The sequence below is a fragment of the Raineyella sp. genome, assembly GCF_034933565.1.
Classification (GTDB): Bacteria; Actinomycetota; Actinomycetes; order Propionibacteriales; family Propionibacteriaceae; genus Raineyella.
In genome coordinates this window covers 23853-35939 of record NZ_JAYFNG010000023.1, presented here as the reverse complement: position 1 = coordinate 35939, position 12087 = coordinate 23853, and the positions used below count along the sequence as shown (strand labels likewise).

12 protein-coding genes are annotated in these 12087 nt (G+C 70.4%); all 12 read right to left on the bottom strand.

From position 1 onward, the window contains the following. Positions 1-124 precede the first annotated feature (124 nt). Positions 125-1000, bottom strand: coding sequence for a carbon-nitrogen hydrolase family protein (locus VB059_RS07610; protein ID WP_323421418.1), 876 nt, complete (start codon positions 998-1000; stop codon positions 125-127). Positions 1001-1072: 72 nt separating this feature from the next. After that, positions 1073-1843, bottom strand: a complete 771-nt coding sequence (locus tag VB059_RS07605) for a succinate dehydrogenase/fumarate reductase iron-sulfur subunit (protein WP_323421417.1) — start codon at positions 1841-1843, stop codon at positions 1073-1075. Beyond that, positions 1840-3843, bottom strand: a complete 2004-nt coding sequence (locus tag VB059_RS07600) for a fumarate reductase/succinate dehydrogenase flavoprotein subunit (RefSeq protein WP_323421416.1) — start codon at positions 3841-3843, stop codon at positions 1840-1842. The genes VB059_RS07605 and VB059_RS07600 overlap by 4 nt, the downstream gene beginning before the upstream one ends. A gap of 13 nt (positions 3844-3856) precedes the next feature. Continuing rightward, the gene (locus VB059_RS07595; protein WP_323421415.1) at positions 3857-4603 is read right to left on the bottom strand and encodes a succinate dehydrogenase cytochrome b subunit; all 747 of its coding nucleotides are present in this window, start codon (positions 4601-4603) and stop codon (positions 3857-3859) included. Between the two features lie 149 nt (positions 4604-4752). Next, a complete protein-coding gene (gene trmD / locus VB059_RS07590; RefSeq protein WP_323421466.1) occupies positions 4753-5595 on the bottom strand; it encodes a tRNA (guanosine(37)-N1)-methyltransferase TrmD in 843 nt (280 codons plus the stop codon). Beyond that, entirely contained in the window at positions 5588-6133 is a 546-nt protein-coding gene (gene rimM, locus VB059_RS07585; protein WP_323421414.1) for a ribosome maturation factor RimM, read from the bottom strand. The genes trmD and rimM overlap by 8 nt, the downstream gene beginning before the upstream one ends. A gap of 87 nt (positions 6134-6220) precedes the next feature. Further along, positions 6221-6478: an RNA-binding protein gene (locus tag VB059_RS07580; protein WP_323421413.1), complete on the bottom strand. Its 258-nt coding sequence runs from the start codon at positions 6476-6478 to the stop codon at positions 6221-6223. A 2-nt stretch (positions 6479-6480) separates the two neighbouring features. Next, complete coding sequence (gene rpsP, locus VB059_RS07575; RefSeq protein ID WP_323421412.1) at positions 6481-6930, bottom strand: 30S ribosomal protein S16; 450 nt, start codon at positions 6928-6930, stop codon at positions 6481-6483. Positions 6931-7125: 195 nt separating this feature from the next. Next, positions 7126-8358, bottom strand: coding sequence for an amidohydrolase family protein (locus VB059_RS07570; RefSeq protein ID WP_323421411.1), 1233 nt, complete (start codon positions 8356-8358; stop codon positions 7126-7128). A gap of 61 nt (positions 8359-8419) precedes the next feature. Then, positions 8420-10000: a signal recognition particle protein gene (gene ffh, locus VB059_RS07565; RefSeq protein WP_323421410.1), complete on the bottom strand. Its 1581-nt coding sequence runs from the start codon at positions 9998-10000 to the stop codon at positions 8420-8422. 244 nt (positions 10001-10244) lie between these two features. After that, on the bottom strand, positions 10245-11546 hold the full coding sequence (gene ftsY, locus VB059_RS07560; RefSeq protein WP_323421409.1) for a signal recognition particle-docking protein FtsY: 1302 nt from the start codon (positions 11544-11546) through the stop codon (positions 10245-10247). Positions 11547-11693: 147 nt separating this feature from the next. Continuing rightward, positions 11694-12086, bottom strand: coding sequence for a hypothetical protein (locus tag VB059_RS07555; protein ID WP_323421408.1), 393 nt, complete (start codon positions 12084-12086; stop codon positions 11694-11696). Position 12087 lies beyond the last annotated feature (1 nt).

The window sequence follows — 12087 nt, the reverse complement described above, 5'->3', positions numbered from 1 at the left end:
CACACCCGATCAACCAGGACTCAACCATTCGCCGCAGGCCAACGACTCGCACCCGACCAACCACTCACAGCAGGCCCTCCACGCACCCGGCCGACCGCTCGTCCTACGACAGCCGCAGCAGGTCTCAGGCGAGGCGGCGCACCCGGGGCAGGTCGATGACCCGATTGGCGAGGACCGGCAGCTCGGTACGGGCGCGCAGCGCCCGGTCGGGATCGATCTCGACGACCAGCAGGTCGGCGGTGGCGCCGAGCTCGGCGATGACCTCCCCGCTGGGATCGACGACCATCGAATGGCCGACCCCGGTCGGGGCGCCGGTGGAGACCCCCGGCGTCGCACCGGCCGGCACCGCCTGGCCGCAGGCGAGCACCCAGCTCGTGGTGTCGAGGGCCCGGGCACGGCAGGCAAGCCGCCACTGCTCCAGCTTGCCGGGACCGTCCTGCCAGGAGGCCGGCACCACGTGCACCGTCGCCCCGGCGGCGGCGAGGGCGGTGTAGAGGGCGGGGAACCGGACGTCGTAGCAGATCGACAGCCCGACCAGGGCTCCCCCACCGTCCCGGGACGGGACGCTGACCAGGCAGGGCGCCTCGCCGGGGGCGACCGTCCGGGACTCCCGGAAGCCGAAGGCGTCGAACAGGTGCACCTTGTCGTAGCCGTCGTGGATGCCCCGGCCGGTGACCAGCAGTGTGTTGCGGACCCGCGCCCGGCCCGCGTTGCGGCTCGGCCCTTCGGGTCCGCTCGGCTCAGGTTCACCGGGGGTGAACATGCCCGCCATCACGACGATGTCCGCGCGATCCGCATACGCCGCCACCTGCCGGGCCCACGGGCCGTCGAGCTCCTCGGCCACTCCCCTGAGGGAATGCCCGAAGGCCTTCATCGTCGCCTCGGGGAACACCACCAGGTCGGCACCGGCGACCGCGGCGCGGGCCGTCCACTCGCCCACCAGGGTGAGGTTGGCCGCGGGGTCCAGGCCGGAGGACACCTGGGCGAGAGCGATCCGCATGTGCCCACCCTAGACGCCACCGGCCCTCGCCCCGCGGCTGCGGGACGAGGGCCGGTGTCAGGCGGACCGGGGTCAGCCCAGGTGCTTGCCGTCCACCGTCGACAGCGCGCCCCAGAGGTCGCGGTTGAGACGGGAGATGAACTGCAGCGGGATGCCCTTCGGGCAGACGGCGCTGCACTCACCGATGTTGGTGCAGTTGCCGAAGCCCTCCGCGTCCTGCTGGGCGACCATCCCGAGCGCGCGGGAGCGACGCTCCGGCTGACCCTGCGGGAGGGAGCCCAGATGGGTGATCTTGGCCGCGGTGAACAGCATCGCCGAGCCGTTGGGGCAGGCGGCGACACAGGCACCGCAGCCGATGCAGGTGGCCGCGTCGAACGCACGGTCGGCATCGGCCTTCGGCACCGGGGTGGAGTGGGCCTCCGGAGCGGTGCCGGTCGGGGCGGAGATGTAGCCCCCGGCCTGGATGATGCGGTCGAACGCGGTGCGGTCGACGACCAGGTCCTTGATCACCGGGAAGGCCGTGGCCCGCCACGGCTCGACGTCGATGACGTCGCCGTCCTTGAACTCCCGCATGTGGAGCTGGCAGGTGGTGGTCTGGTAGGTGGTCTGACCACGCCCGTGCGGGATGCCGTTGATCACGACACCACACATGCCGCAGATGCCCTCGCGGCAGTCGGAGTCGAAGGCCACCGGCTCCTCGCCGTTCTCCGTGAGCTGCTCGTTGAGGACATCGAGCATCTCCAGGAACGACATGTGCTCGTCGATGTCCTGCAGCTTGTAGTCGACCATCTTGCCCTTGCTACGGGCATCCTTCTGGCGCCATACGCGCAACGTGACGTTCACTTGTAGCTCCGTGTCTTCAGCTCGATGTTGTTGTAGACCAGCTGCTCACGGTGCAGGACCGGCTTCCCGTCCCGGCCGGCAGCCTCCCACGCGGAGACATAGAGGAACTGGTCGTCGTGGCGGAGTGCCTCGCCGTCCTCCGTGCGGGACTCCGCACGGAAGTGGCCACCACACGACTCCCGACGCTGCAGGGCGTCGATACACATCAGCTCACCGAGCTCGATGAAGTCGATCACACGCAGGGCGCGCTCGAGCGCCTGGTTGAGGCCGGCGCCCTCACCGGTGACCTTCACGTTCTGCCAGAAGTCCGCCTTCAGGTCGCGGATCAGGCCGATGGCCTTGATCAGGCCCTGCTCGGTGCGCTCCATCCCGCAGTACTCCCACATGATGTGGCCGAGCTCCTTGTGGATGCTGTCGACCGTACGGGAACCCTGGATGGAGAGCAGCTTCTCGGTGCGCTCCTTGACCGCGGCGATGGCCTCCTGGGCCGCCGGGTGGGAGTCGTCGATGGCGTCGTACGGCGCCCCCGCGAGGTAGTTCGGGATGGTCGTCGGCAGCACGAAGTAGCCGTCCCCCAGACCCTGCATCAGCGCGGACGCGCCGAGGCGGTTGGCTCCCTGGTCGGAGAAGTTGGCCTCGCCGGCGCAGAACAGGCCCGGGATCGAGGTCTCCAGGTCGTAGTCCACCCAGAGGCCGCCCATGGTGTAGTGGACGGCGGGGTAGATCCGCATCGGGGTCTCGTACGGGTTCTCACCGGTGATCTGGGCGTACATGTCGAACAGGTTGCCGTACTTGGCCTCGACGGCCTTGCGGCCCATCCGACCGATGGCCTCGCTGAAGTCGAGGTAGACACCACGGCGGCGGACCACCTTCTCACCGGTCTGCTGGTCCACCTCCTCGATCGCCGGGCCGACACCGCGGCCCTCGTCGCAGCGGTACTTGGCCTGGCGCGACGCGATGTCACGCGGGACCAGGTTGCCGAACGCCGGGTAGATCCGCTCCAGGTAGTAGTCGCGGTCCTCCTCGGCGATCTGGCGCGGGTCCTTCTCACAGTCCTCGGCCTTCTTGGGCACCCAGATGCGGCCGTCGTTGCGCAGCGACTCCGACATCAGCGTCAGCTTCGACTGGTAGTCGCCGTGCTGCGGGATGCACGTCGGGTGGATCTGCGTGTAGCAGGGGTTGCCGAAGTAGGCACCGCGCTTGTGCGCCCGCCAGGCGGCGGTCACGTTGGAGCCCATGGCGTTCGTCGACAGGAAGAAGACGTTGCCGTAGCCGCCGGTGGCCAGGATGACCACGTCGGCGTAGTAGGTCTCGATCGCGCCGGTGATCATGTTGCGCACGACGATGCCGCGGGCGCGGCCGTCGGCGATGATGACGTCCTGCATCTCGTGGCGTGCGTACATCGTCACGGTGCCGGCGGCGACCTGACGCTCCAGCGCCTGGTAGGCGCCGATCAGCAGCTGCTGGCCCGTCTGGCCGCGGGCGTAGAACGTACGCGAGACCTGCACGCCACCGAACGAGCGGTTGTCGAGCAGACCACCGTACTCGCGGGCGAACGGCACGCCCTGCGCGACGCACTGGTCGATGATGTTCGCCGACACCTGGGCGAGGCGGTAGCTGTTCGTCTCGCGGGCGCGGTAGTCGCCGCCCTTGACGGTGTCGTAGAAGAGGCGGTAGGTGGAGTCACCGTCGTTGCGGTAGTTCTTCGCCGCGTTGATGCCACCCTGCGCGGCGATGGAATGCGCACGCCGCGGGCTGTCCTGGTAGCAGAAGTTCAGGACGTTGTAGCCCATCTCGCCCAGCGAGGCGGCAGCGGCGCCGCCCGCCAGCCCGGTGCCGACGATGATGATGTGCATCTTGCGACGGTTGGACGGGTTCACCAGCTTGGCGTTGAACTTCCGCTGGTCCCACATCTTCTCGATGGGGCTGTCGAGCGGCGCCTTGGTGTCATGGATGTCGTTGCCCTCGAGCCAGAGGGACTCAGGAGTTGTCGTGGTCATAGCGTCGTCCTCCTCAGGCGCCCATGGTCGGGATCGCCGGCTGGGTGATCAGGATCCACGTGACCGGGGCCAGGAAGCCGACCCACAGCACACCCGCAACGATCCAGGCCAGCGCGTTGAGGTTGTAACGGGCCGACGGGCCGACGTGCAGGCCGATGGTGGTGAAGGCGCTCCAGATCCCGTGCCGCAGGTGCAGCAGCACGGCGGTCAGGGCGATCACGTAGAACAGCCAGACCCACCACTGCTCGAAGCCGGCCACGACGCGAGCGTACGGGGAGGACTGCATGATGGCCTCGGTCCGCAGCTTCGTCGCAGTGAAGTGCAGGATGTGCGCCACGACGAAGAGGAAGATGATGACGCCGCCCCAGCGCATCGTGCGCGACGCGTACGTGCGCTGCATGCCGCTGCTGTTCTTGCCCGACTCGTAACGCTTGCCGATGCCGCCGACGGCGGCCCAGGACTTCCGGGTCACCACGATCGCGGACACGATGTGCAGCACGACTCCGGCGAGCATCACGACACGGACGATCCAGAGGAAGCCACGGTTGGCCAGGATCGGCTCGAGCATGGTGCGCAGGTGATGCGCGTAGGTGTCATAGGCTTCCTGGCCCGCAAAGAGCTTCAGGTTGCCGTACATGTGAAAGAGCAGGAAGCCCACCATGAGGAGGCCTGTGATTGCCATCACTGCCTTCCACACAACAGTGGAGCGCGCTGCTCGCTGCTTGGTTGTGAGAGTTGCTGTCGCCACGGCCAATACCATAGAGCACCCCACTGACCCCGGTGCGAGGCAGGGCCAAAACTGTGATGGAGTCGGTGATCTACCCGCCGTGGCAGGGCGCGCCGGACGGCGGCCGTCCCGTCGGACGGACCGCTGCCGAAAGTACCCCTGCGGGATTCGTGTCCGCAGGTTCAGGCCGGGGCGCCGGTGCCGGTCTCCGTGCCGGTGCCGGTGCCGGTGCCGGTGCCGGCGACCGTACCGGTCTCCCCGCTGGCTCCGCTGCCTGCGACGGTGTCGGTCCCCCCGACCCCGGGCAGCAGGTCCGGGCGGCGCCGGCGGGTGCGTTCCAGGGACTGCGCCCGGCGCCAGGCGTCCACCCGGCCGTGGTCGCCGGACAGCAGCACCGGTGGCACCTCGAGTCCGCGCCAGCTCGACGGTTTGGTGTAGACCGGGTACTCCAGCAGCCCGTCCTGCCCCTCCGCGTACGACTCCTCCACCAGGCTGTCGGGGTTGCCGATCACTCCGGGGATGAGCCGGACGACCGCCTCGATCATCGCCAGGACGGCGACCTCGCCACCGTTCAGCACGTAGTCGCCCAGGCTCACCTCGCGCACCGGCATGAGCGTACGGGCGTAGTCCGTCACCCGGGCATCGATGCCCTCGTAGCGGCCGCAGGCGAAGAGCAGATGCGGCTCACGGGACCACTCCTGGGCCAGCGCCTGGGTGAACGGCACCCCGGACGGGGTGGGGACGACCAGGATCGGCGGCGCCTGCGGGGCCACCAGCGCGTCGAACGCCTCGCCCCACGGCTCCGGCTTCATCACCATCCCCGCTCCCCCGCCGTACGGGGTGTCGTCGACGGTGCGATGACGGTCGTGGGTCCAGTCGCGCAGGTCGTGCACGCCGACCGCCAGCAGCCCGGACGCCACCGCCTTGCCGACCAGGGACAACCGCAGCGGGGCGAAGTAGTCGGGGAAGATCGACACGACGTCGATCCGTTGGGTCGGTTCGGCCTGGACCGGCGGCTCATGCATCGGCGCCATCGCCCTCGGTCTCCAGGTCGGTGAGCAGCCCGGGCACGTCAGCCAGGGTCAGTGTCCCGGCCGCCAGGTCGACCGCGGGGACCAGCGCCGCGACGAACGGCACCAGTCTGGTCCCCGCCGGTGTGGAGATCTCCAGCAGGTCCTGGGCGGGCAGGTGCACAACGAACTCGACCGTGCCCGCCCGCTCGCCCGCTGCGGTGAGCGCCGTCAGGCCGATCAGTTGCCGGTCGTAGTAGGAGTCCTTCTCCGCCGGCAGCTCCGCCTGGTCGACCTCGGCGGTCAGCATCCAGCCACGGGCGGCCTCGACGGCGGTCCGATCGGGCAGTTCCTCGAACAGCACCAGCAGTCGGCTCTGGTGCCAGTGGGTGGCGGTCACGGTCAGCGTACGTCCGGTGCCCTCCACGACCAGTCGTTCGCCCACGGCGAACCGGCGCTCGGGTTCGTCCGTACGCAACTCGACGGTCACCTCACCGCGGATGCCGTGGGGTTTGCCGATCCTGCCGACCACGACGGTGGTGCTGTCGCTCATGGGTTCCTCTCGAGCCTGGGAATGGTCGTGCCCCGCAGCCGACAGACTGCGGGGCACGGATGTCGTCGTCCCGGGACGCGACCGCCGTCAGCGGCGGCCGTTCCCCCGGGGCCGATCGATATCGGCGAAATCGACCCGGACGGACTCCCGTCCGGCCAGGGCACCGATCACGGTACGCAGCGCGGTGGCGGTACGCCCACGGCGCCCGATCACCTTGCCGATGTCATCGGGGTGCACGTGCACCTCGAGCAGGCGTCCACGACGAAGGTTCTTGTCCTTGACGTGGACGTCGTCGGGATGCGGCACGATGCCCCGGACCAGGTGTTCGAGGGCCTCGGCGAGCACGATCAGGCCTCGGCCTCGTCGGCGGCCTCGTCCTCGGAGGTCCCGGCGGCCGCAGGGGCCTCCTTGGCCTCCGCCTTCTTCGCCGAGAAGGCCTCGACCAGGGGCTCGCCCTTGGCGTCGGCCAGCTGGGCGTTGAAGATCGCGGTCTTGTCGGGGCGCTCGGCCTGCGGGGTCACGCCGGACGGCACGGAGGTGTCGCCGGTGAACTGCTGCCAGTCACCGGTGCGCTTGAGCAGCGCCACGACGGCCTCGGTCGGCTGGGCACCCACACCGAGCCAGTACTGGGCGCGCTCGGAGTCGATCTCGATGATCGAGGGGTCGTTCTTCGGGTGGTACTGCCCGATCTCCTCGATGGCGCGACCATCACGCTTGGAACGCGAGTCCATGATGACGACGCGGTAGTGCGGGGTGCGGATCTTGCCGAGCCGCTTCAGTCGAATCTTGACAGCCACGTGTGTGGATACTCCTGTACGAATGTCCCGGAACGCCCCGGGGATGTCGGATGGGACGAGGATCGGCGTGGGGTCACCGGCTCCGCGGCCCGGGTGGATCCGTGCGCCTCGGCATGAGAGGGGTCCGAGCACACAGATGCAGGCGCCATTGTGCCACGGATCGTCGGGGTCGGGGAAATCGCGGCCCGGCCCGGCTCAGGCGTCCCGGTCGCCGGGGTACACCCGACCGCGCAGGACGACCAGCCGGGGGTGGCGCACCGCTCCCGGGTCCCGGCGCGGATCGGTGTCGTACACCACGACGTCGGCGGAGGCCCCCGGCTCCACGCCCGGCACCCCGAGCCAGGCCCGGCCCCGCCAGGAGGCTGCGCCCAGCGCCCACTCGAGGCCACCGACCCTGGCCAGCAACTCGATCTCCTGTCCGATCAGCCCGTGCGGCAGGCTGCCGCCGGCGTCGGTCCCGGCGTAGATCGGCACGCCGGCCTCCTTGGCCTTGCCGATCGTCTCGAAACGTCGCGCGTGCAGGTCACGCATGTGCGCCGCGTACACCGGGAACTTCGCCTCCCCCGCCTCGGCGATGGCCGGGAAGGTCTCGAGGTTGACCATGGTCGGCACCAGTGCCACCTGGTTCTCGGCCATCAGGTCGACCACCTCGTCGGTGATCCCGGTGCCGTGCTCGATGCCGTCGATGCCGCTCTCCACCAGCTCGGCGACCGACTGCTCGGCGAAGCAGTGGGCGGTGACCCGGGCCCCGAGCCGGTGCGCCCGATCGATCGCCTCGGCGGCCACCTGCTGGGACCACAGCGGGGCGAGGTCACCGGTGCCACGGTCGATCCAGTCCCCGACCAGCTTGACCCAGCCGTCGCCGGCGGCGACCTGCTGCTCGACCGCGGCCACCAGGTCCTCGGGGTCGACCTCCTGGGCATAGTTGCGGATGTAGCGCTTGGGTCGGGCGATGTGCCGGCCGGCGCGGATGATCCGTGGCAGGTCCTCGCGGTCGTCGATCCAGTGCGTGTCGGCCGGCGACCCGGCGTCGCGGATCAGCAGGGTCCCGGCCTCCCGGTCGGCCAGCGCCTGGTGTTCGGAGGTCTCGTGGTCGACCGCGCCGTGGGCGTCCAGCCCGACATGGCAGTGGGCGTCGACCAGCCCTGGGAGGAGCCAGACGTCGCGGGCGACGGTCCGCGCACCCGAGAGGGGACCCTCGACGAACCGTCCCTCGCTGATCCACAGGTCGACCGGCTCGTCTCCGGGCAGCAGCACGCCGTGCAGGTGCAGATCGGGGGCGGGTGCCGACAGATCGTCGGCCGGCACCCGGCCGTGCCGGTGGCTGTGGATGTGCGGGATCCCACCGTCGTGGGAGTGGACGAACGCCCCCGGTCCGTGCGAGCGGTCCGGGGACGTACGGGCGACGGCCGTGTCGGGGTCGGTCATGGCACCTCCTGGGTCGCCCCCAGTCTGGCGGACCGACCGGCCACTGTCAGCCGCTCGAGGGTCAGGGTCGGTGCTGCTGGTCGAACATCTTCTGCAGATCGGGCGAGAGCTGGAAGTCCTTCATCGCCCGCTCCAGGTCGGCACCGTCCGGGACCCCGGCGCCGAAGGCCGAGGCCGCGGCCTGGTCCGGCTGCTCGGCCGTCGGGCCGGAGGCCCGCTTCGCGGGGTTGCCGGAGACCTTGTTCCCCTTCTTCTTCTGCTTCCTCGCCTGCTGCCGGGCGGCCTTCGGCGCCCCCGGCAGTCCGGGCATCCCCGGCATGCCGCCCATGGCGCCACCGGCCATCGAGGCCATCATCTTGCGGGCCTCCACGAACCGGTTGACCAGGTTGTTGACCTCGGTGACGGTGACCCCACAGCCCTTGGCGATGCGGGCCCGGCGGGAACCGTTGAGGATGCTCACGTCGGACCGCTCGGCCGGGGTCATCGACAGGATGATCGCCTCGACCCGGTCGATCTCCTTCTCGTCGATGTTCTCGATCTGGCTCTTCAGATCCCCCATGCCGGGCAGCATCCCGAAGACCTTGGACAGCGGGCCCATCTTCCGGACGGCCTTCATCTGGTCGAGGAAGTCCTGCAGGCCGAATTCCTTGCCACCCTTCGAGCCGGCCAGCTTCGCGGCGGCCTTCGCGGACTGCTCCGCGTCGAAGGTCCGCTCGGCCTGCTCGATCAGGGTGAGGACGTCGCCCATCCCAAGGATGCGCGAGGCCATCCGGTCGGGATGGAAGACATCGAAGTCCGCCACCTTCTCGCCGTTGGAGGCGAACATGATCGGCTTGCCGGTGACCTTGCGGATCGACAGCGCCGCGCCACCACGGGCGTCACCGTCCAGCTTGGTCAGCACGACCCCGTCGAAACCGACACCCTCCTGGAAGGCGTTGGCCGTGTTGACGGCGTCCTGACCGATCATCGCGTCGACGACGAAGAGCACCTCGTCGGGCCGGACCGCCGCACGGATGTCGGCGGCCTGCTGCATCATCTCGGCATCGATACCGAGGCGGCCGGCGGTGTCGACCACGACCACGTCGTACAACTTGCGTCGGGCCTCCTCGAGGGAGTCGCGCGCGACCTGCACCGGGTCGCCCACCCCGTTGCCGGGCTGCGGGGCGTAGACGTGCACCCCGGCACGCTCACCGACCACCTGCAGCTGGTTGACCGCGTTGGGGCGCTGCAGGTCGGCGGCGACCAGCAGCGGCGTGTGGCCCTCCCGCTTCAGCCAGGTGGCCAGCTTGCCGGCCAGGGTCGTCTTGCCGGCGCCCTGGAGGCCGGCGAGCATGATCACCGTCGGCGGCTGCTTGGCGAACCGGATGGTCCGGGTCTGCCCACCGAGGATCTCGGTGAGCTCCTCGTTGACGATCTTGACGATCTGCTGGGAAGGGTTCAGCGCCTGGGAGACCTCGGCGTTGCGGGCCTTGACCTTGACCGCATTGACGAATTCCTTCACCACGGCGAGGTTGACGTCGGCCTCGAGCAGCGCGATGCGGATCTCGCGGGCAGTGGCGTCGATGTCGGCGTCGGTCAGCCGGCCTTTGCCGCGCAGGTTCTTGAAGGTCGCGGCCAGGCGGTCCTGCAGGGTGTCGAACAAGATGGTCCTCGGGTTCACTCAGCGCGATGGTCGTCGGTCAGGGATGGGCCGGGCGGAGGCTCCGCAGCCGGGTGGACGTACGGACGAGCCGATGTCCCGGCGCACCTGACGTCCCAGGATACCCACCCCTGGGACCCTCCCCGCACCCGTGCCGCCCCGGGGCGTACGGGTGTCCGGGACGTACGGGCGTACGGGTGTCCGAGACGTACGGGCGTACGTACGACCCCGGCGTACGCCCGACGGGTCAAGGGCGCGCCGGCTCCAGCAGGGCGTCCACGAAGGTCGCGGGGTCGAAGGGGGCGAGGTCGTCCACGCCCTCCCCCAGTCCGATCAGCTTGACCGGGACGCCCAGCTCTCGCTGGACCTGGATGACGATGCCGCCCTTGGCCGAGCCGTCGAGCTTGGTGAGCACGATGCCGGTGATGCCGATCTCCTGGGCGAACACCCGGGCCTGGGTGAGACCGTTCTGGCCGGTGGTCGCGTCGAGGACGAGCAGCACCTCGCTGACCGGCGCCTTCTTCTCGATCACCCGCTTGATCTTGCCGAGCTCGTCCATCAGGCCGGTCTTGGTGTGCAGCCGGCCGGCGGTGTCGACCAGCACGACATCGACCTCCTGCTCGATGCCGGCGGTGACGGCGTCGAAGGCGACCGAGGCGGGATCCGCTCCCTCCGCGCCGCGGACGGTGGGCACCCCGACGCGCCCGCCCCAGGTCTCCAGCTGGTCGGCCGCCGCAGCCCGGAAGGTGTCGGCGGCGCCGAGCAGCACGTCCTTGTCCTCGGCGACGAGGACGCGGGCCAGCTTGCCGCAGGTGGTGGTCTTGCCGGTGACGTTGACGCCGACCACCATCACCACCGCCGGGGTCGCCCCGGTGCGGTCGACGTGCAGGTCGCGGTCCAGGGTCGGGTCGACCAGCGCGACGAGCTCCTCGCGGAGGGCCGCCCCGGCCCGGGCCGGCTCGGAGATGCCCTCGACGCGCAGCCGGGTGCGGAGCTTCTCGACCAGCTCGGTAGTGGGGCCGACACCCATGTCGGAGGTGAGCAGGGTGTCCTCGAAGTCCTCCCAGGTCTCCTCGTCGAGGTTGTCGCTGGACAGCAGCATCAACAGGCCGCGGGCGAGCGCGTTGTTCGACCCGGCCAGGCGGGCCCGCAGCCGGGCCATCCGGGTCCGCGGTGGTTCGGGCACCTCGAGCGGGATCTCGACCTCGGGGGTGCTGATCAGCGGTTCGCCGGCGGGGGCCTCGGCGGCCGCCTCCGGCTCGGTGACCGGTCCCTCAGCAGGCACCTCGGCGCTCGGCGCCTCGGCGGTTGCGGTGGGCCCGGCAGGGGGCTCCCCGGCGGCGGGCCGTTCCTCGGTGGTGACCCCGCCGGTGGGCTGCTGCCCGACCGACGGCGCCGAGCCGCGGCCGACCTGACGACGATCGGCGCCCGGTGGGAGCCTCTTCTGCGAGGCCGCGACGGCGATGACACCGGCGATCAGCAGGACCGCGACGATGATGCTGACGATGATGGGCGTGACCAGCACGCTGGGTATCGCGAGGACGAACACGTCCCCATCTTGTCATGCGACCGTGTGGGGACCGCTCCGATGGTGCCGGGGACCGGGTGCCGGTGGCCGGAGGAGGATGGCCGGGTCAGGACCACCCCGGGTGGCGGATCACCGGTGGTGGGCGGGCCGGTGGCGGCGGGGAGCGCCTCAGGCGCCGAAGTCGCCGGTCGTCGGCAGGTCGCTGCCGCGCGGTGGCGTACGTCCGTCCGGGCCGGGCCGGGCGCCGAAGGGCAGGTCACCGGCTCCCGGGCCCCGGCCCGGGGTGGCCTCGGTGTCCGGCTGCGTCGGCCGGGTGCCGTCCGGGTCGGCGGATCCGTCGGCCCGGCGCCGGCGGGCGAGGGTGCGCTCGAAGCCCGCCATCCGCGGGGACGGTTCGGCCTCACCGCTCAGCTGGCGCGCGGCCCATTCGAACCCGCCGGCGAGGTCGGGCGCCTTTTCGGAGACCTCGGGCAGGCCGCCACGCATACCCACGACGACGACGCCGGCGATCACCACGGCCAGGACGAGCGCGACCACCACCGCGATGACGACGATTCCCATG